This is a genomic window from Microcoleus sp. EPA2 (assembly GCA_020882975.1).
Lineage (GTDB): Bacteria > Cyanobacteriota > Cyanobacteriia > Cyanobacteriales > Microcoleaceae > Microcoleus.
Genome location: JAHRFD010000019.1, coordinates 56,741 through 78,319 on the forward strand (window position 1 = coordinate 56,741; position 21,579 = coordinate 78,319).

The 21,579-nt window shown below is 42.7% G+C and carries 21 protein-coding genes and 1 rRNA gene; 7 read left to right on the plus strand and 15 right to left on the minus strand.

Annotation, left to right across the window (positions count from 1 at the left end):
- Positions 1–3 precede the first annotated feature (3 nt).
- Positions 4–381: a hypothetical protein gene (locus AAFP14_RS17140; RefSeq protein ID WP_341733450.1), complete on the plus strand. Its 378-nt coding sequence runs from the start codon at positions 4–6 to the stop codon at positions 379–381.
- 304 nt (positions 382–685) lie between these two features.
- Positions 686–802 (plus strand): 5S ribosomal RNA (rrf, locus tag AAFP14_RS17145).
- A 65-nt stretch (positions 803–867) separates the two neighbouring features.
- On the opposite strand, the gene AAFP14_RS17150 is transcribed toward rrf, so the two are convergent.
- The 4 genes from AAFP14_RS17150 to vapB all read right to left on the minus strand — a co-directional run bounded on the left by AAFP14_RS17150 (position 868) and on the right by vapB (position 5,907).
- Positions 868–1,647 (minus strand): DUF3226 domain-containing protein, encoded by a 780-nt coding sequence (locus tag AAFP14_RS17150; protein WP_341733451.1) that lies wholly within the window; start codon positions 1,645–1,647, stop codon positions 868–870.
- A gap of 2 nt (positions 1,648–1,649) precedes the next feature.
- Positions 1,650–2,909, minus strand: coding sequence for an AAA family ATPase (locus AAFP14_RS17155; RefSeq protein ID WP_341733452.1), 1,260 nt, complete (start codon positions 2,907–2,909; stop codon positions 1,650–1,652).
- A gap of 37 nt (positions 2,910–2,946) precedes the next feature.
- Complete coding sequence (locus AAFP14_RS17160) at positions 2,947–5,226, minus strand: hypothetical protein (protein WP_341733453.1); 2,280 nt, start codon at positions 5,224–5,226, stop codon at positions 2,947–2,949.
- Between the two features lie 465 nt (positions 5,227–5,691).
- The gene (gene vapB / locus AAFP14_RS17165; RefSeq protein WP_341733454.1) at positions 5,692–5,907 is read right to left on the minus strand and encodes a type II toxin-antitoxin system VapB family antitoxin; all 216 of its coding nucleotides are present in this window, start codon (positions 5,905–5,907) and stop codon (positions 5,692–5,694) included.
- A gap of 298 nt (positions 5,908–6,205) precedes the next feature.
- Between vapB and nadC the strand changes: the two genes are divergently transcribed.
- A complete protein-coding gene (gene nadC, locus AAFP14_RS17170) occupies positions 6,206–7,069 on the plus strand; it encodes a carboxylating nicotinate-nucleotide diphosphorylase (protein WP_341733455.1) in 864 nt (287 codons plus the stop codon).
- 615 nt (positions 7,070–7,684) lie between these two features.
- Here the strand turns inward: nadC and AAFP14_RS17175 are convergent.
- The 5 genes from AAFP14_RS17175 to AAFP14_RS17195 form a co-directional block, all read right to left on the minus strand.
- Positions 7,685–8,713: a C39 family peptidase gene (locus tag AAFP14_RS17175; RefSeq protein ID WP_341733456.1), complete on the minus strand. Its 1,029-nt coding sequence runs from the start codon at positions 8,711–8,713 to the stop codon at positions 7,685–7,687.
- 131 nt (positions 8,714–8,844) lie between these two features.
- On the minus strand, positions 8,845–10,164 hold the full coding sequence (locus AAFP14_RS17180; protein WP_341733457.1) for a M16 family metallopeptidase: 1,320 nt from the start codon (positions 10,162–10,164) through the stop codon (positions 8,845–8,847).
- Between the two features lie 319 nt (positions 10,165–10,483).
- On the minus strand, positions 10,484–11,053 hold the full coding sequence (locus tag AAFP14_RS17185) for a Uma2 family endonuclease (RefSeq protein WP_341733458.1): 570 nt from the start codon (positions 11,051–11,053) through the stop codon (positions 10,484–10,486).
- A 91-nt stretch (positions 11,054–11,144) separates the two neighbouring features.
- Entirely contained in the window at positions 11,145–11,714 is a 570-nt protein-coding gene (locus AAFP14_RS17190; RefSeq protein WP_341733459.1) for a Uma2 family endonuclease, read from the minus strand.
- Positions 11,715–11,805: 91 nt separating this feature from the next.
- On the minus strand, positions 11,806–12,375 hold the full coding sequence (locus tag AAFP14_RS17195; RefSeq protein WP_341733460.1) for a Uma2 family endonuclease: 570 nt from the start codon (positions 12,373–12,375) through the stop codon (positions 11,806–11,808).
- 419 nt (positions 12,376–12,794) lie between these two features.
- On the opposite strand from AAFP14_RS17195, the gene AAFP14_RS17200 reads away from it, so the two are divergent.
- From AAFP14_RS17200 to AAFP14_RS17210, 3 genes are all read left to right on the plus strand, one after another.
- Positions 12,795–13,004: a DUF2997 domain-containing protein gene (locus tag AAFP14_RS17200; RefSeq protein WP_341733461.1), complete on the plus strand. Its 210-nt coding sequence runs from the start codon at positions 12,795–12,797 to the stop codon at positions 13,002–13,004.
- A 40-nt stretch (positions 13,005–13,044) separates the two neighbouring features.
- Positions 13,045–13,431 carry a DUF1257 domain-containing protein gene (locus AAFP14_RS17205; RefSeq protein WP_341733462.1) on the plus strand — a complete coding sequence of 129 codons (387 nt, stop codon included), beginning with the start codon at positions 13,045–13,047 and terminating at the stop codon, positions 13,429–13,431.
- 94 nt (positions 13,432–13,525) lie between these two features.
- Positions 13,526–13,996, plus strand: coding sequence for a ferredoxin (locus tag AAFP14_RS17210; protein WP_341733463.1), 471 nt, complete (start codon positions 13,526–13,528; stop codon positions 13,994–13,996).
- Between the two features lie 269 nt (positions 13,997–14,265).
- On the opposite strand, the gene AAFP14_RS17215 is transcribed toward AAFP14_RS17210, so the two are convergent.
- The 4 genes from AAFP14_RS17215 to AAFP14_RS17230 form a co-directional block, all read right to left on the minus strand.
- On the minus strand, positions 14,266–14,547 hold the full coding sequence (locus AAFP14_RS17215) for a YiaA/YiaB family inner membrane protein (RefSeq protein ID WP_341733464.1): 282 nt from the start codon (positions 14,545–14,547) through the stop codon (positions 14,266–14,268).
- Positions 14,548–14,774: 227 nt separating this feature from the next.
- On the minus strand, positions 14,775–15,557 hold the full coding sequence (locus AAFP14_RS17220; protein ID WP_341733465.1) for a Uma2 family endonuclease: 783 nt from the start codon (positions 15,555–15,557) through the stop codon (positions 14,775–14,777).
- Between the two features lie 87 nt (positions 15,558–15,644).
- On the minus strand, positions 15,645–16,256 hold the full coding sequence (locus tag AAFP14_RS17225; RefSeq protein ID WP_341733466.1) for a hypothetical protein: 612 nt from the start codon (positions 16,254–16,256) through the stop codon (positions 15,645–15,647).
- Positions 16,257–16,321: 65 nt separating this feature from the next.
- A complete protein-coding gene (locus AAFP14_RS17230) occupies positions 16,322–19,810 on the minus strand; it encodes an nSTAND1 domain-containing NTPase (protein WP_341733467.1) in 3,489 nt (1,162 codons plus the stop codon).
- Positions 19,811–19,957: 147 nt separating this feature from the next.
- Between AAFP14_RS17230 and AAFP14_RS17235 the strand changes: the two genes are divergently transcribed.
- Positions 19,958–20,308: a CU044_2847 family protein gene (locus AAFP14_RS17235; RefSeq protein WP_341733468.1), complete on the plus strand. Its 351-nt coding sequence runs from the start codon at positions 19,958–19,960 to the stop codon at positions 20,306–20,308.
- A 114-nt stretch (positions 20,309–20,422) separates the two neighbouring features.
- On the opposite strand, the gene AAFP14_RS17240 is transcribed toward AAFP14_RS17235, so the two are convergent.
- Positions 20,423–20,854 carry a PIN-like domain-containing protein gene (locus tag AAFP14_RS17240; protein WP_341733469.1) on the minus strand — a complete coding sequence of 144 codons (432 nt, stop codon included), beginning with the start codon at positions 20,852–20,854 and terminating at the stop codon, positions 20,423–20,425.
- Complete coding sequence (locus AAFP14_RS17245) at positions 20,851–21,576, minus strand: DUF433 domain-containing protein (protein WP_341733470.1); 726 nt, start codon at positions 21,574–21,576, stop codon at positions 20,851–20,853. Before AAFP14_RS17245 ends, AAFP14_RS17240 begins: the two co-directional genes overlap by 4 nt.
- Between the last annotated feature and the right edge of the window lie 3 nt (positions 21,577–21,579).

Here is a 21,579-nt window from a genome sequence, read left to right on the forward strand (position 1 = left end):
ACTATGGAACCATTAGCTGATTTTTTAAAGCCGGAAGAGTGCGCGGAAGTTGATATGGCGCTGTTGTCGTCGAAGGAGAAGTTTTCGGCGCGGCTGGCTATTTATGCTTTGAGGGTGTTGAAGCAAATTGCTGGGGAGACTGGTTTACCGGTGGCTGATGTGACAAATGGGCAAGTGATGGATTGGGTTAAGAATGATGAGAGTATTCAGCAGTCAATTCAAGTTGATGCTAGTTTTGAAAACTTTTTTACAAATTTGGTGGTTGCGTCTTTGCGGCCTTTGAGGCAAATTGCGGCAGAATCTGAAGGGGCGATCGAGCAATTAACAGTTAAGCAGGTTGTGGCGTGGTTTGAGAAGGATGCGAAGCTTCGCAGAGAGTAGGGTGTGGATGCTGGGTTTTGGGATTTGTAAAGTTAATTGAGGCACGGCTGTTTAATTCTTTGTAGGGGCAATCCCCCCGTGGTTGCCCCCGATATCTAAAACACCCACTTATTGGCTATGGGCTGGGCGGGCACGGGGGCACCGCCCCTACAAAACCTTGGTTGCTCAGACGGCGAACCTCAAAAATATTTTAAAAAGGGGTTGACAAACTGGGGAGAGCTTGGTAGTCTAATAAATGTCAGGCGAAAGAGATGCAGCGCATCAAATTTAACGCAGACACAGGATTCAAAGTTTTCAAAGCTTTCCTGGTGCTTATGGTGTAATGGAACCACTCCGATCCATCCCGAACTCGGTTGTTAAACGTTACTATGGCGAAGATACTCGGCGGGTCACTGCCCGGTAAAATAGCTCGGTGCCAGGTTAATAATAAATTAAAGCTCTTTTCCCGCAACAACGGAAAAGGGCTTTAGTTTTTGGGGAGTTATTTCATGTAGAGCCTGTAACTTCATCAAGAAATATTTTGACAAGCTTTACGCTATCCAATGCCATTGTGTTCTCATCTATCCATCGATTATCTTGTATTGAAACTTGCAGAGTCTTGCCTGGTCTTAGTATACTACTGATGCTTGAAACCACTGCTTTATTTTTGCCTGCGGGTTTATTTAACTGCTTCAAATCATTGTTCGTTAATTGATTAGTATCAATACCAGCAACATAGTCAGTAGCAAGAAAGAATAGATTTGGATAGTTTAACTTGGCACATTCTAACAAAATATCTTCTAAAGTTCCTGACTCACTGTTATTCGGCGCGATAAAAATCCCGCATCGAGGGGAACCTTTCGCCACTTCCCCCAGTATCGAAGGTATCGAAGGTAAAGACAAACCAAGTCGAGACAACTCAGGAATTAGTTTCTCGAATCTTTGTTGAGGTGTTTCGACATCATCAGCATCTAGAAAAATACCAATCCCAAAAATTTCTGAAGATGGCACTATAGCAAGGCTTTCCTCGATCGTATTTGATAAGCCTGTGATTCCAGTAGCACTATGCAAAGCAACTGATAAGTCTGCATTTTGCAAAAAGATTGGAACGGGTACGCGCTTCATCAAGTCACCATTTATGGGGAATGTTTTAGGTACTAATGGTTCCCAAAATGAGTCTAATTCAGATAAAAGAGTAACTCGTTTTAAACCGTAAAATTTGAGAAAGCAAATCAAGAATTCAATATCTTGAGGACCTTCTGCAACTATGTAACAGTACCTAACCATAATCACCTCACATCCAGTCCACGCTCTGAGCGCAACCTATGTAACAAATTACCAGAAAACCTCTGGGGTGCTTGTCCATTATGGTTTAGGCGAAAAGCTACAACATCTTCTGTAGCAATTTCAGGCTGTAGCATTGCATCAATAGCTTCAAGACTATGGGTGGTTACAAAAAGCTGTATTTCTCGGCGGCGACAGGTTTCAATCAGCCAAGAAAATACGCTACCAAGAGCTGAAACATGGATAGATGTCTCGATTTCATCAATTAGCAGTACACCATTAGCTGTTGTCAACAAAGTAAGAGCAATAATTAATGTTCGCTTCAATCCATCGCCAAATACATATAGAGGAGTCAAACCCAGCTCTTTATGTTTTATGTAAATAGCTGCTGTAGCGGTTGGTGAAAGTATTTGAATATCAAGAATATTATCGTCAAACGATTGCATCAGTTCTAATAATTCATTTTTACCATCTTCTTGTTGCAAAATGATTCGTGAAAGGCGCTCTAGGATTGGCTCTGATGAAGAATAGGAAGGAAAGATAGTTGCATTTTTAACGATAGGTTTATTTCGTCGGCGCTGGACAAATCGCTCGTTTTCCCAAAACTGAAATATTTCACTTTTTGGCTCAGAAGGAAATAAACTAAGTTGGCCTGAACTAATTTTTCCTGGAGCTAAGTTGAGTACAATTTCTAATTCGAGGCCTGCTCTAACTGAGTCAATTTCAGAAGAAGAGACATCTTCTTCGGCAGAAGATATATCTTCTTCAAATCTGTTTTGATTGTTTTTTTCTACTCCACTCCCATAAATTTCTCCAAGCTTTGCTCTCAATTCATGTATGGGTGCAGTCCCATTTACTTCTATCAGAATTTCAGCTTGATAAAATTCGTCGTTAGAAGCAGTTATTTTTTGAGAAAAAATCCATTTCAACGCCTCAATGTTTGGTCGAAGTCTCATTAGTTGCGATCGACCGAGATATAATCGGCGTTGTGAAACTTCAAGCCATTGAAATGGATCGAGTGGATTGCAGAGAATGGAAACAGCTTCAAGGATGCTAGTTTTTCCTGCATTGTTATCGCCCACAAAAATATTCACCTGTCCTAGTTGAGACAGATTTACTAATTTAAGGGCGCGATAGCCACTGATTTGTAATCGGTCAAATACCTGAGACATGGGAATTGGCGATAATAGCCTAATTATTTTAACACAATCATCACAGGCGATCGCCCTTATTTTAGCAGTCAATAGTGGGCGATCGCCTTCCACCTTCCTCATAGCCCGAATCGCGGGCAAAAGTTGTTACCTAAACTGTGCTATATTTTTGACCAATTTGTCGAAGCAATTTAGTGAAATTGTCCTTGTCAGATTCGTCTAGAAACCTATCTACTACCTCTTTTAACCTAGACAAGTCCTTGGTATAGTTCTTCTCAGATAGCTGTGAAACTAATTGCGACGAGAAAAATTTTACTAAATCAGGTTCATTAGATAAGACATCTACAACATCTTTCAACTTAGACAAGTTATGACTGTACTTCTCGTCTGATAAAATAGCTACCGCATTTTTTAATTTTGGCAACTTGTTTTTATACTTCTCATTAGAAACCAGTTCCGATAAGTTTTTGTCACTCCCCACAATAGTTACTAACTCTTGCAACTTAGATAAATTGGTAGAGTATTTCTCGTCTGACAAAATATCTACTACCGTTTTCAACTTAGACAACTCCTGTTTCTGCTTCGCGTCAGAGAGCAGTGAAGTTAATTTGCTTTCCTTATTCACAAATTTTGCTAAATTTTCATACTTAATTGAATCAGCTTCTGAAAGAAATATTTTCCAAGCCATTTTTTCGTTTGTAAATACAACCCCCTCTTTTGCATCCTTAAAAACACTGTAGTCTATCAAAGCGATTACCTTTTCTTCATAGTCAAGAGACAGCCATGAAGATAGCGATTTCGATAGTTTATCTAATGGAATATTAGGAGCAGAAAATCCCTCTTCAATGCCGCCATTTTTTGGAGTTATATTCTGTTGAAGAAATTCTCCCCAATAACCGGGAATTATATCTTCAGTATAGGTGTAAGTCCGAGTTTCTAATTGATGCAGCACCGATGAATCGCGAGTCTTTCCACCTTTGAGTAATGACCAAATTAAAAACGCTGTACCCGATGCAACAAGAGCAGCGCCGCCAGTCATTACACTGAGTCCACCAATAGTCGAGATGGTAGCAGTGATAGCAGCAGCACCAGACAATGTACCTGCAGCTCCCAAAGCACTCGCAGCAGTCCAAGCAGCTAAAATAGTTGCAGTACCGGCGACTGTTCCTGTACCAATTGCAATTCCCAGGTTTTTTTGGTCTTCGCTGTCCATTTCTGAGACTAACGCAATAGACAGGACTCCTGCTGCTCCAATTAACGCGGCTCCTCCTGTTGCTACTGCTAAACCACCCAGCATTCCTAAACCACCAGCCGCGACAGAACCACCACCTAAAACAGCTAAAGTCGCGTTGGTTGCAGCCGCCCCAGACAAACTGGTAATACTAACACCCGTTGCTGTTTCTGCTCCAAGTGTACTCAACACTCTCGTAGCTTGTGGAACAATTGCTGCTCCTTTGTCTTTAGCATCCGTCAGTTGGTCTTTGAATGCTTGAGCAGTTTGGACAAAAGCATCGGATTTTTCACCAGAAGCAACTTGATTATCTAAATTTTGTTTCCTTGCTATCGAGTAAACAGCTTTAGCATTTTCTGGGATTTTGGCTTTGTCAATGAAAGAGTCTAGCGACTTCAAAGTTGCTGTATCTTCTACTGTCTTACCATCGCGAACCTGCTGATAAGTTGACTGGTAATTATTCTTTTTTTCATCAGTCAATTGGCTTTCTTTAATCTGTTTTACCAGAATAAAATCAACTGTTAAGCCTCTTGAATTGGCACTGGATAAAGTGTAAGTCTGTTTTATTTCTAAAGGCAGCGTCGAACTTGCTACTATTGAGTCAATATCTGTGAGTGCCTTAAAGTCAGGAACTGGTTCGCCGGCACGGACGTATGCAAAAGTTCCTCTGATCAGCTTCTTCTCTATCTCAGTCAGTTTAGATTGAGCCAAGGTCGATTCAATGGCTTGCGAAATTCCGAGCAGGCGTGAATTGATACTGGCGAGTTGGTAACGCTCTTGAATTTTGCTGTCTAGCTTTGAGGACGATATCACATAATCCAGAAAATCCAAGGCGATCAGATCATTAATGTACTCACCATCTTCAACTTGCTCATAAACAAATTTGCATTTAGCTTTGCTTGCTTGTTCGACAAATTGCGTATTTTTGTCAATTTCTTGATAAACTTGATCGGCTATTCTAAGTTGTCGATCGTATAAGGTATGCAAAACTACAGTAATATCTTTACCGTCTTGACCGCGCCCTTTGATGGTAATCTCTTGGCTATCTTGGGTTTTGGAGGGAATTGCTACCTGACAAGGTTCTCCAGAGCGCAAAGTAAATGTTTCTTTTCCTCCGTTGCGTGCTGTGGTATAAGGAACAAAAATATGATAGTTCTCCAAGGTAGAGAAATTTTTGCCTAATCCCTCGCTATCAGCCATAGCGCTAGCTGGATCGAGCAAGTCTTTTGTCAATAAACCCAAAGTACCTAAAGCAACATAACTAAGAAAAGAGCGACGGTTGAGAGGAGAAATATTTAGGTTAGTCATAACTGAGTATTTGTAGCTTGAATGTAGTTTTTAGGCGAAATAATCAATTCCGAACTCTAATTTATCAAGTTCGTTACTTCAAAATTTACTAGCAAACTTACCCTTAGCCCTAGTGGCCCACCCCAAAGCCTCTAATTGCTCCTCAATGGGATAAGCTTGTTTTTTTGGCGAAATTTTCCTGGCGACAAAGCAAACTCACTTTATTAAATCACCGACACCTAACTTTGTCAACAGGTGATTGACTACAAAACTGCGCCTGTTGAGCAAACTGTAATTAAGCCAACAAGGACATCCGCGCGGCCAGATTATTCTGCAACTTGCCTAAAATTGTGCGATCGACTATTAGAATATTCATGTTTACATATAATCCTTTAAATCTTCCAGAGGTTCATCAAAATCATCAGACATCCAGACTGTACCTTTCCAAATTCCAAGTCCGCCTCGCTTTGTCGGCTTTTCTTGAGTTGAGTTTTTAGCCTGCTTTTCGATCAAAAACTCAATATAATGAAGCACTTCTGTCTGAAGAGACTCAGGGAGTTCTGCTAATTTTTCTAAAATGACTGGCTGTATCATTGTTTCTACTCGCGATCGCCCCATCTACTCCATTAAAGCACCAAAACCCAATGTCAGCAACAGAATAGCCCATTATCTAGCCCGATCATCGCCCAAAATCGCACTCACACCATCACTATCTTGCAACTTGCCGAAAATTACCCGATCGACTATCGTTCCTAGTAGCCGTCCTACACGCACGGGTAGTCAGAAACCGGGTTTTTTCCGAGATCTTTTGTTACAGCCCAATTCAATCGCAAAAACCCGGTTTCTTGGGTTATGATGCGTAATTCCTATTGATATAACAACCGAAAAAAACATGACAGCAATATTGCCACCTTGGATAGTTTTAGACTCCCTACTGCACAACTGGCTGCTAGAAGATATCGGTAGGGGCGATCGCACAACATCAGCCTTATTCCCCGCAGCCAGCATCCAGGGTACTGCTAAATGGATAGTCAAAGAAGCCGGAGTCATAGCCGGATTGCCGATCGCACATCGCACATTTAAACTTTTAGACAGCAGCCTTAGTTTCATCCCCCAAGTACCCGAAGGGAAACTGTGCGAAAAAGGAGAAGTAATCGCCGAAATTTCCGGCAACTTCGATGCGCTGCTAACTGGAGAAAGAGTAGCATTAAACTTGGCAATGCGTTTGAGCGGCATCGCTACTTTAACTCAGAAATATGTTGACAAAATTGCCGATTTGCCCGTGCAATTAGTGGATACCCGCAAGACAACACCGGGATTGAGATTGTTGGAAAAATACGCGACTCAAATCGGCGGTGCTTGCAATCACCGGATGGGATTAGATGATGCGGTGATGATTAAAGACAATCACATTGCGGCGGCTGGGGGAATTGCCGAGGCGATCGCCCTTATTCGCAATTCTATCCCCTATCCGCTGACAATCGAAGTTGAAACGGAAACTCTGGCTGAGGTGGAGACAGCTTTGCAGCACAAGGCGGATATTATCATGTTAGATAATATGTCCTTCGATTTGATGCGGCAGGCTGTGGTAATAATTCGTGAAAAGAGCGATCGGGTGAAAATTGAAGCTTCTGGGAATGTGACTTTGGAAACAATTAGGAGTGTGGCGGAAACCGGAGTTGACTATATTTCTACGAGTGCTCCAATTACGAGATCGACTTGGCTGGATTTGAGTATGAAAATTAATAGTCATTAGTCATTAGTTATTAGTCATTAGTCATTAGTCATTAGTTATTAGTTATTAGTTATTAGTCATTAGTTGTTAGTCATTAGTCATTAGCTAAGAGATAAGTTACTCCCTCGATTATTCGGCGATTGAAATCGCTTCTTGTCAAACGAAGTCCATTCCAAGCGGACTAAAGACTAAAAGGGGTATTAAAGCAGGATTTGGTATTAGCCATATTTGCCATCACTAAGGACTAAGGACTAAGGACTAATAACTAAGGACTAATAACTAAGGACTAATGACTAATGACCAAGGACTAATGACCAAGGACTAATGACCAAGGACTAATGACTAATAACTAATGACTAATGACTAATAACTAATGACTAATAACTAATGACTAATGACCAAGGACTAATGACTAATAACTAATGACTAATGACTAATGACTAATGACTAATGACTAATGACTAATGACCAAGGACTAATGACTAATGACTAATGACTAATGACTAATGACTAATGACTAATGACTAATGACTAATGACTAATGACTAATGACCAAGGACTAATGACTAATGACTAATGACTAATGACTAATGACTAATGACTAATGACTAATGACTAATGACTAATGACTAATGACTATTTGGATATAAAATGAACCCAAAAATTTCCGTCTGGCATACAGACGTTGCGGATTAAACGCTCGGAATAATACAAGTAGGAACCGCTGACACTGGTGTCATAGCCACTGGCAAACCACTCTCCATAGGGGTCGTGCACAAAGAATCCATCGCTGTCATAACCTACTACAACTATAATATGACCGAAAGAGGTGAAATATCCGTGGATGACAGCGGGATTGCCACTGGCTAGCCAATCTCTTAAGTCCTGAATTGTTGCATTTTCTGTAAAGTAATCTTGAGCGCCGTAATCTTTGACAATCTTTGCTAAATCCAACGGTTCCCAGCGACTGTAACCTTTGGCGATCGCATATTCGTAGAGTTCGTCCTCAAATTGCCCGGTTTTTTTGCGTCGTGGAATTCTCAAAAAATCCAGACACATTGCTATGGAAGTTACATTACAAGAACCACTGGGATTGTAAAAATTATCCATTTGGGAGCGGTAAGGAACTCCCAGTCTGACAGTGGGTGGATTTATTTTGGGATAGAGCACCACACCTTCTTGAGTAACTTGAGCGTGTGGCCCAAAAACATACCAAATCCCCGAACCTTTAAAGGACTGGTTGCGCAGTGCAATTCTCAGGTGGCCGCGAATGGGAGCAAAAGCAATCAGTTCAAACTCTTTTCCCGCTGGTATTGATTGTTTTTCCGCCTCAAGAAGTTGAGAAGTTGCCAGAGGTTTTGCTTTAAAAACTGTGTCTTTGAGGATTTTTAGGACGATCGGAGGTGTGGGAATGTCTCCCTTTTTGGTCTCGATCAGCTTTTCGGCTGTGACTGCTCCCAAAAAACCAAGTTCGCCGCACTTCATCAGGGTTTGAAACCGATGGAGAGCGGCGGTAGAGAGGGGACCAAATAAGCCGTCTACGGGGGGTTTGAGTAAACCCAAGTCAATCAGGCGACTTTGAATTTGGCGACTGAGTTCGTCGTCAGCCGCGATCGCCTTGACATCGTACCTCATTTGGGATTTTAGAAAGTTTTGTAATTTCATCCTTGCCCACCCATGTGTAATAATTCCAAGCTTATCCTCTCAGAAAATTACGATAATTTTGTAGATCGCCCCTATGTTAAAGGCTTTGTATTCATGATTCGATACAAAACCTTCAAGGGGAGACTGCAAAATCAGGAAGGGCGAACGATCAGTATGCCGATCGCATCGGGAGACAAATATTTGACGGCGGCATCCCGGATATCGGTGGGAGTCAGAGCTTGGATGCAAGCGGTATAGTTGAGGGCGGGAGCGATATCTCCTACCATCGACTGATAGTAGCCGTACAAACTTGCCCGATCGCTGGGAGTTTCGTTACCAAAGACAAACCGATTTGCCACTTGAGTGCGGATGCGGGAAATTTCAGCATCTGTCACCAGTTCAGTTTGCAGGGTGCGGATATGTCGGACGATGGCTGCTTCGACTTCTGCCAAGTTTTCCGGCACCAGGTGAGCGGAAATTGAGAAAACACCGCCTAGTCGCTGAGTCATGTTGCTCACAGAAATTGACGAGACTAGCCCCTTATCTTCTCGCAACTCTTGAACTAAGCGAGTTGTGCGCCCGTGACCTAAAATAGTGGCTAAAACGTCTAGGGCATAGGTTTCGGAGATGTCAACAAAACCGGGTGCTCGCCACATCATCATCAGTCTGGCTTGCTGGAGGGCAGAATCGACAAACTCGCGGCGGACTGTTTCTGTCAAGGGCGATTCTGGAAAGTATGTCGGGGTTTGGGGTGTTGAGTCATTTTTGGCAGCAGCGATGTCTATGTTGCCGTTTTGTGCTGTGCTTTTTGCCGAAAAACTGTCTGCCACAATTTGAATTAATTGATCCACAGGCAAATTCCCTACAGCCACTGCTGTCATGGCGCTGGGCTGATATCTGCTGCGGTGGAAATCGCGCATTTGTTGGGCGGTAAGGTTTTCGATCACCGAGCTAGGGCCGAGGACGGGACGGCGATAGGGTAGGGATTCAAAGGCTAGTTGGACCGATCGCTGATAGGTGCGGCGGCCGGGATTGTCTTCGGAGCGCCTAATTTCTTCTAAGACTACCAGTCTTTCGCGATCGAAGGCATCGTCGGGAATGCTGGCATTTAGCAACACATCTACTTGCAGAGGGGCTAGTTCGGCAAAGTCTTTCGGGGCTGTGGTGATGTAGTAGTTTGTGTAATCTTGGCTGGTGGCTGCATTGGTGACTGCGCCACGTTGTTCGATCGCCCGCTCAAATTCTCCGCTTTGAATACTGGGAGTTCCCTTGAAAATCATGTGTTCTAAAAAGTGAGCCATCCCGTTGATTTCGTCGGATTCGACGGCGGAGCCCAAGTTTACCCAAATGCTAAGGTTAACGGCATCGACGGGTAAGTGTTCGGCGATGACGGTGAGGCCGTTGGGGAAATGGCGGATGGTGGGAGCATTGATGGGCGATCGGGAGGAGGATTTGAGCAGGGTTGATGTCATGTGGATTTTTGGTTGATCTTATTCTCTCTATCTTAAATCGCTTTTAAGGAAGTCATCGGTCATCGGATTTGAGATTTCAGATTTGGGATTTTAGCTCGATCGGGCGGATCGTGGCTGTTGGAGATGTTGTTTTGGGCGATATGGTAACACTATATCTAGCATCTTATAGCTAGAAATGAGCGACTTAATTCTGTCTGATCCAGGGATTTCTCACACCCTAAATAAATTAATATATATCTAAAATTTAGCAATATTTCTCACTAATCTCAAACACAAAATTAAATTTTTGTTATTGCAGATTCTCGATCGCACTTTAAATTCAACGCCCTTGCAATAGTCGTGAAGCCGTTAGTTCCAACACGCCCAACACAGGGGAGGCGATCGCGCTATCACCCCTATACACAACCTCTTCATACAAACCCTCAACCCACTCCAACACCGTCACCCGCTGTTGTATGGGGTCTACAATCCAATACTCCGCAATTCCTCGCGCCGCATACTCAGAACGTTTGTAGCGATAATCTCGATTTTCTTGATGAGGACTCACCACTTCTACTACCAGCAATGGTGGCGGCATATCACTCATAATAGTCGATCGGCTACTCCCCTCCAAAGCCGTAGCCAATTCCTCCGATAGTATCATCAAATCGGGAAAACGAGTCGTCGCCCGCGAACTACTCACCACAATTTCAGTCTTCATCATCAATCGATAAGATGGAATACCCTGTTGCAAGAATAGAGCAAATAGCAATGAGGCAATTCGGCAATTGAGTTGGCTTTCTGGGGGCATAACAATCAGTTCTCCATTGTCCAGTTCGTACCGAGTATCTGTACCATCATCAAAGTTCAGATACTCTTCCAGGCTGATTTTTTGGGATGCAACGGTCATAGCAACCAGGCCTCTGCTAAAAATTATTCAGGTTTACTCATCATTTTAACAATATTTCTAACTCATCTAAAATTGAAGATCACCCACTTTTTCAACGCCCTTGCAATAGTCGTGAAGCCGTTAGTTCCAACACGCCCAACACAGGGGAGGCGATCGCATTCTCACCCGTATACACAACCTCTTCATACAAACCCTCAACCCACTCCAACACCGTCACTCGCTGTTGTATGGGGTCCACAATCCAATACTCTGGAATTCTTCGCGCCGCATACTCAGAACGTTTGTAGCGATAATCTCGATTTTCTTGATGAGGACTCACCACTTCTACTACCAGCAATGGTGGTGGCATATCCATCATAATAGTCGATCGGCTACTTCCCTCCAAAGCCGTAGCCAATTCCTCCGATAGCACCATCAAATCCGGTAAACGACTCCCAGCCCGCGAACTACTCACCACAATTTCAGTCTTCATCGTCAATCGATGAGATGGAATACCCTGTTGTGCAAAGTATATATATAGCAATGAGGCAATTCGGCGATTGAGTTCGCTTTCTGGGGGCATAACAATCAGTTCTCCATTGTCCAGTTCGTACCGAGTATCTGTACCATCATCAAAGTTCAGATACTCTTCCAGGCTGATTTTTTGGGATGCAACGGTCATAGCAACCAGGCCTCTGCTAAAAATTATTCAGGTTTACTCATCATTTTAACAATATTTCTAACTCATCTAAAATTGAAGATCACCCACTTTTTCAACGCCCTTGCAATAGTCGTGAAGCCGTTAGTTCCAACACGCCCAACACAGGGGAGGCGATCGCATTCTCACCCGTATACACAACCTCTTCATACAAACCCTCAACCCACTCCAACACCGTCACTCGCTGTTGTATGGGGTCCACAATCCAATACTCTGGAATTCTTCGCGCCGCATACTCAGAACGTTTGTAGCGATAATCTCGATTTTCTTGATGAGGACTCACCACTTCTACTACCAGCAATGGTGGTGGCATATCCATCATAATAGTCGATCGGCTACTTCCCTCCAAAGCCGTAGCCAATTCCTCCGATAGCACCATCAAATCCGGTAAACGACTCCCAGCCCGCGAACTACTCACCACAATTTCAGCGCCAACTCTCAATCGATGAGATGGAATACCCTGTTTTGCAAAGTAGACCAATAGAAATATCGCAATTCGCTGATTCAGATCGCTTTCTGGGGGCATGACAATCAATTCTCCATTGTCCAGTTCGTACCGAGTATCTGTACCGTCATCAAAGTTGAGATACTCTTCCAAGCTCATTTTTTGGGATGCAACGGTCATCGCGATCGCGCCTCTGCTAAAAATTATTCAGGTGTACTCATCATTTTAACAACATATCTAGCCCTCTCAAGACCATCTGAGGGCGTATCAAATCTCAAACTTATTGACATTTTTGATAAACTGTGCATATTTTTCTCGCTCCTGGGCGATCGCCTCTACAATAATCTAAAATCTAAAATCCCATTGACTGATGTCACAAAGTACGCGAAACTTTACACATAACTGACGTAAAGCTTCTAGATATTAATAACTTTTGTGAAGTTGTGACTCGCAACCTATCAATTAGTCAAAATTGATTTAGGGGTTTGCGAGTTACGCCAACCTCAAGAAGCGACGCCCGCAGGCATCGTCCTTAGCTTAGTGCTACCGATGTCTAGTCTCACTATTCCTATTCAGTCAGCCACTGTTCGATAACATACATGGAAACACTAGAGTTTGTGATTTATCCAGATGGCCGGGTACAGGAAACAGTCACCGGCATTATTGGCGCATCCTGCGCTGAGGTAACGGCTGCGATCGAAGCTCAGCTTGGAGTTGTGCTTCATCAAGAGTCTACATCTGAATATTTTGCCCAAGCGGTTCATCAGTCAGCCGAAGCGACAACCCAAGTGGCTTTTAGCGATTGGTAATTTTTTTTGTTGAGTTCACTTAAATTTTTTTGGAATCATCATGTCACACTTTAGCCAAATTAAGACCCAGATCCGCAATTTGAATTCTTTGGAAGCTGCTTTAACCGACTTGGGTATCCACTGGAAGTCGGGCCCGACACAGGTGCGGGGTTATCGCGGACTAACTAGCACCGCTGAGGTGGTTATTGAGCAGGAAAATGGCTATGACTTAGGTTTTAGCTGGAATGGGACTGAATATGAATTAGTCGCTGACTTACAATTTTGGCAGCAAGCTTGGTCTGTAGACCGTTTTCTGAATAAGGTGACTCAGCGCTATGCTTACCACACGGTGGTGAATGAGAGCGCCAAACAGGGTTTCCAAGTTTCTGAACAAAAGCAAAATCAAGATGGTTCGATTCGCTTGGTAGTACAGCGCTGGTGCGCTTAGATGCGTCTAGCTTCAAACAGTGGCTGCACAATCAAATAAATTCACCATCTAAAGTCCGCCTCTGCGGACTTATTGTTATTGGAAGAGGTCGAAAATGTCTGAGATTTCTGGAATTGAAATAGAGACTGCGGGCGATCGCACTGGTTGTGAACCAGAGTTAGGTGGTTTTTTGCGAGATGCGCCCGATCGCACTGGTTTTGAACCAGAGTTGGGTGGCGTGTTGCGACAAAAAGGTGTCTACGTTGATGAGATTACCTGCATTGGTTGCAAGCATTGCGCTCATGTTGCTCGGAATACCTTTTACATTGAACCGGATTATGGGCGATCGCGCGTAGTTCGACAAGATGGTGATTCTGAAGAATTGATTGCTGAGGCGATCGATACTTGTCCGGTGAATTGCATTCACTGGGTAGATTACACCGAACTCAAGAATCTGGAAAAGGAACGCCAGGATCAGGTAATTCCTGTCGTGGGCTTCCCGGTGGATATGGCAACAGTTCGGGCCGGTATTCGCCAGCGGCAAAAAGCGAAATTGGGCGATCGCAACTCCAAACACGGCCATTAACATCACACAATCAGAATACAAACACAAAGCCCGCCACTGCGGGCTATTTTTATTTCCCTGATTCATTCCCCCCCTTGGGAAGTTCTGATTGATTCCGATACAACCGGAATGATTTAACCGCGAAGGCGCGAAGGACGCGAAGGAAGAGAAGAGAGAGTTTAATACAGAAGGATGAAGAGAGGATTTTATATCATTCCCCCCAGCAGAAGTTTTGATTCATTCCCCCCTTGGGGGGGGTAGGGGGGGGTTCTTCTTCCTTCTGCCATAACTTATTTCAAAGGATGGTGATCCGCCAGAATTTTCTCAACTCTAGCCTCATCAATTCTCGCAGTCAATCTAGTAGCCTCATTGTTATCCCGAATCGTTTTTGCTAAAGTAAAAGAAGAACCTACCGAGAAAGTCAAACCCATACCCATAAAACTTTTTACCCAGACATCAACTGGCAAGTAAATGATACCGACCGCTGTGGTAGAAGTGGCTAGAATAAAGGAAATCCAACACTGTAAAATCCAAGCATTAGTATCTTTTTGACGTAAAATTTGTTGTGCCATAATCTCTCCGGTTTAAATATATCTTTGGGTGGATTAACTTCAAGAATAGAGAGTATAAAAGAAGCGATCGGGAGAGATAGGGACAGTTTGAATAAGTGCACAGAGCGATCGGGGTTTTAACTAAAAAGGCGATCGACACAAATAGGGTTTCAGCCTCAAGTAGTCAGGATGGGAGTAGACAGTTGGTAAACTGGACTAAAGAGATGGATACAGTTAGATTAATTATGTTAATTACTAGCGTCCGAGTCTATGCTTTGCTGCTGTATTTGTTGTAGCAAAGCTTGATAACGTTGTCGCTCTTGTTCCAGTTGTGCGATCGCTTCATCCGCACGTTGCCGTTCCTGTTGGGCAAGAGATTGAGCAATTTCCTTCTCTTGCCGTTCCTGTTGGGCAAGAGATTGAGCAATTTCCTTCTCTTGACGTTCCTGTTCCCTGACTCGATCCATTTCCACAGGAGTGAGAAACTTCCGGCCATCTGGATGATAAATTTCCAGAGTATCCTCTGTCAATTCAAAGCGAATTTGCAACAGCGGACTAACCCAGCCATTCATTTCTGCGATCGGTTCCAACCAATCTTCATGGCGAACAAAGCCACTCAATTCCATATTGTCTGGGTCATAAATGTAATATTCTTCTACTCCATAGCGTTGATAAAACAGGAGTTTTTCTCCCATCTTTCCAGCCAGATTTCCAGGGGATAAGATTTCAAAAGCGACTTGAGGAGGGATATTATCTTCTTTCCACTGCTGGTAAGAACCTCTGTCACCTTTTGGCCTACCAAAGACAACCATTGCATCCGGTGCTTGGCGAATTTTGTTATTTCCTTGAACGGGATACCAAAGTAAATCTCCGGCGACGAAGACATCTAGGATGTTGGCAAACAAGATTTCTAGATTTTCTGTAATAGTGACAATCCATCGGAATTGTTTGGTATTGTCGGCCATTGGTTCTCCGTCGCTGTCTGGGTAGATGATTTCTGGTTTGGTTTCGGGGGTGAGTTGTTGTACCATGCTATTTGATGGTTGTGGTGCTGGTTTTAGTATAGCTGTTGAGGGTTTGAGGGGTTGAAGGGCGATCGTTTTTTCAGACCTCTGTTTTTACAATAACTGAGGAGCAGTGCCATGAGTAGAGTCGATGAAGCCCATTCCCTCAATGCTAGCCATAAAAGGATCAGTGCCATGAATAGATTCGGTGAACTCCCTTCTCTCGTTGCTAGCCGGACGAGGGCCAGTGCCATGAATAGATTCGGTGAACTCCCTTCTCTCGTTGCTACCCCTAAAAGTCCACGGAGGATTAGTACCTAAATTAAGAGGAGGAAAACTAATATCAAAAGTCCCATCCGTTGGGGAATCTATGTTCAAGGGAGGATTGTTCAAGTTATCTGTACTTTCCACCCAAAAATCAAGGGGGATTTGTTGATATATTGCTTCTAGATATTCTAGTAGTTTGTCTATTTTTTGCGAAATTTCAATAGTGGCAAAAGATTCCCTCAAAACAGTTATTTTTAAAAGGTTTATCAACAGAGAGCGGAATTTTCTCAAATCTACCCCCTGATTTAATTGAGATTGTTCTATTGTGTCAATTCTTACGTAAATCTTTTGCAGCAGTTCTAGGGTATGCCTGACTTGTTCTTGAGGTTGCCTAGAACTCATTAACTCACTAGAGATACCCAGCATTAAAACTTCCAAAGAAGCCTCTAACTTATTCATACGTTTTGAACTCTTTTTGTGTATGTCAACCTAAATTTTACTAGAATAAATTTGACGATTAGTTCTCAACGATCGCAAATTGTCTTTTCTTCTGGACTCAATTTTTGACTACTTTTTAAGTAAGACTTTAATATCTTACAGCCATCTTCTAACAAATCATCTAATTTTATTTTTTCTTTAAGTTTCTTTTTTGTGGGAAAAATGTCTATTTGCCAAATTCTGACGCTTCTATCATCACTGGCGGATGCAATAGTAATTTTATCATCCTTTGTCCGATCGATAAATTGTACAGCATTGACTTGACCCTTGTGCCCTTTCACAGTCTCATTAGCTATCTCTAAAGGTTTTTTATTGTTTCCCATCTTTATTACCTCATCAAAAGACCATAGTTTTATGGTTGTGTCACTTCCTCCTGAGAGAATTAACTTCTCATCTTTACTAAATGCCAAACCATATAACTCACCTTGGCTGCTCTTGATTTCTCCTATAAATTTTACGCCTTGTTTCAGCGACCAAATTTTTATATTACCATCAGCTCCAGCAGAAGCTAGAAGATTACCACTAGGGCTAAATTTTACTGAATTTACCATCCCTCGGTGTTCGCCTAAAATTTGTGTTGTATTAGTTTTTAAATTCCAAATTTTTACCTTACCACCATCTAAAAACCCTGCGTAAGCAATAAAGCTTTTGTCTTTAGGATTAAAATCAGTTCTATAAATATAGGTAACTTTATATATTTTACTTTGGAACTGATTATCTATTTTTTCTTGTACTTTTTGGTAGGTTTTAGTATCCCATATTTTTATCTCACCGCCAGCATCTGACACAGCAATCAAGCTACCGTCAGAACTAAAACTAACACTAAATACAGTTCCTTTTAATTCGGAAAAAGTATGTAATCTTTGTCCATTTATAGTCCAGATTATAGCTCTGTCATTACTGGCAGAGGCAATTATGTTTTCATTTTTAGAATTGAATTTAATTTCGTGAATTATGTTGTTAGATCCTGAAGCCCCGGCAAAACTTCTGAGGTTCTGACCTTCTAAATTCCATAATTTGATATTCTGATCTGTACTTGCAGAAGCAAGAATACCAGCACTAGGGCTAAAACTTATGCTCGTAACCGCGTCTTTATGACCTTCCAAGCGATTGCGTTCCTGCACGCTGTAGATTACGGTTTGAAGCTTAGATAATGTAATTATATCAGAATTACCTATCTCTCTCAGTTTTTTCAGTGCTTCTATACTCGTTTTTAAAGCTTCAAGTTGATTATTAGCTTTCAATAACAGTTCAGAGGTTGAAACCAAGGTTCCAAGAGTCATCGCCTCCCGTTGTTTTTTCTGTCCATCGAGTACATTGGTAAGTAATCCCAAGCCAAGTGTAAAGGTTAAAAGTATCCCAGATGCGATCGCCAACCTAGTCCTTTGCTTTTGAGCCTGATATTTTTCATCCGTCAGTTTTATTTCCCTTTCTAGTATCTTGATTTCATCTTGAATCTGCCGATCGCGCCTACCAACACTTTTCTCCAAAAAATCCCTCTCATCCCCAGTCAAATTCTGCCGCACCCTTTTCTCCCACTCCTCCACCTCCGCCAATCGCGCCCCCGTCAACAACGCCGACTCCGACTTACCATAAGTTTCCTTCCACTCCCGACAAGCTGTCTCTAACCGCCGACTAATCCGAATATTTTCCAGATCCTCTTCAATCCAACTACTCACCAATTTCCACTGACACAACAAAGCTTCATGAGCCACTTCCACCGTATTTTCATCCACAATAATCAAACGCTGCTGCGCCCCAGCCAACAGCCCAATTACCCGATCCAACTGCTCAGTAGAATCTGCGATGTCCTTTACTCTACCCCAATCAACCCGCCGGCGCGTTACCTCCGTACCCTCACCCAACTGCGCCAACTCCATAAATAGTTTGCGAACAAAAAGGCGATCGCCCTCACTAAGACTTTCATAGATTGCATTAGCTCGATTTTCCAAAGCCCCTTCAACACCACCAATATCTTCATAGCCCTTTCTCGTCAGTAACGGCTCTGGTAATTCTGGTTTTTCAATACAAACTCGCCACAACTCTTTCAAAGCATATTGTAACAAAGGCAACGCACCAGGCTGACCCGCCACATCCTGAGCAATTTGCAATACCAACCCCTGCTCAAATTTAACACCATGCAACTGGGCAGGTTTCTCGATCGCCTCTGGCAACTCCTTAATCCCTAGGGACTTCACAATATAAGTGCTAGGCGGAATATGATTGATCAAATTTAAAACATCTGGATAATTAGTACAACGAATTAAAAAATCCCCACGAATTGCAATAATCATCCGGCTCTTTCGCGCGGAATCATTCATCTCCTCTGCAATCAAACGGATAAAACTCCCTCGCTCAGATTCATCCTCACAAAGCGTAAATATCTCCTCAAACTGATCTATAAAAATTACAAACGGCTCATTCCGCTCTCGATACCGAGCTACAACATCCACCAACTTTCCTAGGGGATGCTTCCCAGGAGTAAAAGATGCAACAGGCCACTGACTGCTACCAGGAATTCTATCTCGACTTAACTCTGGCAACAACCCCCCTTTAATTAAAGAAGATTTCCCAGAACCAGAATAGCCAATAATAGGAATAAAACGACTATTTGTCAAATGAGTAATCAGTATCCGAACAGCTTCCTGCCTCCCACAAAAATACTTTTCTTGTTCAGCTTCAAAAGCAGAAAGTCCTAGATAGGGATTTTGGCGATCGAAACTAATTTCACTAGCAGGCATTTCTGACTGCGGATAAGTTACTAGAGTAATGCAGCGCCCCCAGCCCATCCGAATCGGTTCTTGGACAAAACTCTTTAGTTCCCCACTGATGTAATCGAACAAACGATCGCCACTAACACGAAGATTGCGATCGGCATTTGCTGATGCCAGTCCCTTCAGCACAGCACCTGTAAAATAACTATTTGGTTCACCTTTTAAAGATTTTGCAGTCTCAAATGTTCGGCACGCCGCCATTAAATAATAATCTCTTTGTGTACTGAAAGCCGTCAGAGTTCGCTGCACAAGCTGACTTTCTAAAAAATAACCACTATGACAACAATCCAACAACATTACCAAACTGCTCAAATCCGATTGCTGAATTAAATCGTTGAGACTTGCTAAAGAAATACCATATTTATAGTCAATAACTTCCTTCCCAGCCATTTCCACCTGACAGTCAGAAGTCGCTAAAACTCCCTTTTGCTGTCCTAAACTATCGCAGAAGGTAAACCCGTGACCAGCAAAATAAATCAAAGCTTCATTTTTAGTAGCTCTATCTAACAGTAAAGTTCTCAACTCTTGACCGACTTCAGTTGCTGTAACTGTCTTATTTCCGCTGATTTCAAAACAATTTTTTTCGGCATTCCATCGTGCCGGTAATCGCTTCACCTCAAAACCGCCATACTGCTCTAATACTTGCGCCAAAATCTCCGCATCACTAGCAGCTTTCGGGAGACGGGACATTTGTGAGCTTTGATACTCAGTAATACCAATAACCAGGGCATAACGAGCCATTGAGTTTCACCTAAACTTAAAAATACTGGCTTAATTGACAAACACCCTGAACCGTTGTTTTCCTTTAAACGCTATAATAACTAAACTTCCCGGAAGCAAGCTCGATCTTTAAGCAAAATCAACATAAACTTAACAATAGGTAACATTATGATAGAACGTTTCGCCTTTGAAGAACATAAACAAGTGTACGAAGTCACCATTGACGAAACTGCAACGTCAGAGGACGATAGTCCTTTTGATGAACAAAGGGGTATAGGAAGCGAGACGATGAACCGGATGCAGCAAGCTCGCCAGCTAATTCGTAATTATGCTATGTATGCTGTCACTGCTTTTAAAGATTTTGGTGCGGCGGAAGTAGAAGAAGTGACACTAAAATTTTCTATCAAAATGGGGGGAAAAACTGGCATTCCATATATTACCGAAGGCTCAGCCGAAGGCAATTTAGCAATTGAGGTAAAGTGCAAGTTTCCTAAATTTCCTACAAACGAAAACTCTTAAACCGTTCTTAAGCCTTAATTCCAGCTAAGTAAACCCACCTAACAAAACAGAATAGGCACTTTCTCTTAGTCCGCCGAGGCGGACTTCGTTTGTCTATTTCAATGTCAAAAAGTTTCAATCGCCGAGTGATGCTTTTTTAGGGAGCTTTTTCAAAAGTTCCTTTTGGTTTTTGCAGGACGTTACTTTACCCGACTGGTGTACCTTAGCGATGAAAGGTGCTTGATTCCCCCGCATAAATCGTTGCATATTTTCTAAGGCATTTACAAAAGCTTGTGCGACTACAACTCCAGAAACATCGCCGCCCACAAATGCAAAAAGCCGTACATTGCCTTGAGCCACGGCTAATAACTCCAAAGGACGGCTAGCGATTTTCTTGTCCTTTGTTAATACCACCCAATTGCGCTCTCCAACTATCCTCAGCCAATCCTCATCATTGATATCTTGACTAAAATGATCGTCGTGAATTTCTACTGTCGCCCCCGCCTTTCGTAGTGGATCTGCCAGTTTCTTTCCTAAACATCTGTCTATGAAAAATATCTCATTCATGCTGCTACTAGCGGAAGTTCGCAGCGAATACCTTCCTCAATTTGGAGCCGATCGCAATTGTAGTCTTCGGCAAGTTCATCGATGGAATCCCCAGCTTTGTAACGTTCCGCCAGCATAGCTGTGGGAATGCCAGTTCCAGCTAAAACTGGGCGGCCAAAGGAGATTCTGGGGTCAATCATCACTGTTTTAGGTTCGTCGGCACCTGGTAGTTTCGTGAAAGGGTAGAGTTTGAGGGGTAATCCAGCTTCATCTCGTACAATGCGATCGAAATAAGTTTTTAGAATCTGTCTTGCTTCCTGTTCCCTGTCGGATGCTGCAAGCTTCTGTCCGAATCTCTTAAACAAAAGAGCTATTCCCTCGATTTGAAACTCAATTCCACCGTATAATTGAGGAGTCGAAAGATGATCGTTGATGTAGTCGAGTTCAGTGCTAAGTTGTTTTCGGGAGAAGCCAGTAGCCTTAAAAATGGCAATCAAGACATGAACCTCTACCAAATTTGTGAAAGAAAGTAGTGTAGTTTTGGACTGGGGAAGCAGTTCAAAATTTTGGGGGTGAGGTAACTTAATCAGTGGCTCAAAGAAGCGCTTTTCCGCTTTTGTTTTCGAGAACCAGCCACCAACCCAATCTCGCAACCTATCCTTCCGCAGCCTGAGATATTGCGCTGCTTGAGGGATAGAATATATAGGAATGTCGCGCGGATCGAAGTTGTTAGTATCAAGCATAGC

What these genes read in the sequence shown, in the direction of transcription:
- AAFP14_RS17140 (WP_341733450.1), top strand. Translation starts at nt 4, where the DNA reads ATGGAACCATTAGCTGATTTTTTAAAGCCGGAAGAGTGCGCGGAAGTT.
- AAFP14_RS17150 (WP_341733451.1), bottom strand. Translation starts at nt 1,647, where the DNA reads ATGGTTAGGTACTGTTACATAGTTGCAGAAGGTCCTCAAGATATTGAA.
- AAFP14_RS17160 (WP_341733453.1), bottom strand. Translation starts at nt 5,226, where the DNA reads ATGGCTGATAGCGAGGGATTAGGCAAAAATTTCTCTACCTTGGAGAAC.
- vapB (WP_341733454.1), bottom strand. Translation starts at nt 5,907, where the DNA reads ATGATACAGCCAGTCATTTTAGAAAAATTAGCAGAACTCCCTGAGTCT.
- nadC (WP_341733455.1), top strand. Translation starts at nt 6,206, where the DNA reads ATGACAGCAATATTGCCACCTTGGATAGTTTTAGACTCCCTACTGCAC.
- AAFP14_RS17175 (WP_341733456.1), bottom strand. Translation starts at nt 8,713, where the DNA reads ATGAAATTACAAAACTTTCTAAAATCCCAAATGAGGTACGATGTCAAG.
- AAFP14_RS17180 (WP_341733457.1), bottom strand. Translation starts at nt 10,164, where the DNA reads ATGACATCAACCCTGCTCAAATCCTCCTCCCGATCGCCCATCAATGCT.
- AAFP14_RS17185 (WP_341733458.1), bottom strand. Translation starts at nt 11,053, where the DNA reads ATGACCGTTGCATCCCAAAAAATCAGCCTGGAAGAGTATCTGAACTTT.
- AAFP14_RS17190 (WP_341733459.1), bottom strand. Translation starts at nt 11,714, where the DNA reads ATGACCGTTGCATCCCAAAAAATCAGCCTGGAAGAGTATCTGAACTTT.
- AAFP14_RS17195 (WP_341733460.1), bottom strand. Translation starts at nt 12,375, where the DNA reads ATGACCGTTGCATCCCAAAAAATGAGCTTGGAAGAGTATCTCAACTTT.
- AAFP14_RS17200 (WP_341733461.1), top strand. Translation starts at nt 12,795, where the DNA reads ATGGAAACACTAGAGTTTGTGATTTATCCAGATGGCCGGGTACAGGAA.
- AAFP14_RS17205 (WP_341733462.1), top strand. Translation starts at nt 13,045, where the DNA reads ATGTCACACTTTAGCCAAATTAAGACCCAGATCCGCAATTTGAATTCT.
- AAFP14_RS17210 (WP_341733463.1), top strand. Translation starts at nt 13,526, where the DNA reads ATGTCTGAGATTTCTGGAATTGAAATAGAGACTGCGGGCGATCGCACT.
- AAFP14_RS17215 (WP_341733464.1), bottom strand. Translation starts at nt 14,547, where the DNA reads ATGGCACAACAAATTTTACGTCAAAAAGATACTAATGCTTGGATTTTA.
- AAFP14_RS17220 (WP_341733465.1), bottom strand. Translation starts at nt 15,557, where the DNA reads ATGGTACAACAACTCACCCCCGAAACCAAACCAGAAATCATCTACCCA.
- AAFP14_RS17225 (WP_341733466.1), bottom strand. Translation starts at nt 16,256, where the DNA reads ATGAATAAGTTAGAGGCTTCTTTGGAAGTTTTAATGCTGGGTATCTCT.
- AAFP14_RS17230 (WP_341733467.1), bottom strand. Translation starts at nt 19,810, where the DNA reads ATGGCTCGTTATGCCCTGGTTATTGGTATTACTGAGTATCAAAGCTCA.
- AAFP14_RS17235 (WP_341733468.1), top strand. Translation starts at nt 19,958, where the DNA reads ATGATAGAACGTTTCGCCTTTGAAGAACATAAACAAGTGTACGAAGTC.
- AAFP14_RS17240 (WP_341733469.1), bottom strand. Translation starts at nt 20,854, where the DNA reads ATGAATGAGATATTTTTCATAGACAGATGTTTAGGAAAGAAACTGGCA.
- AAFP14_RS17245 (WP_341733470.1), bottom strand. Translation starts at nt 21,576, where the DNA reads ATGCTTGATACTAACAACTTCGATCCGCGCGACATTCCTATATATTCT.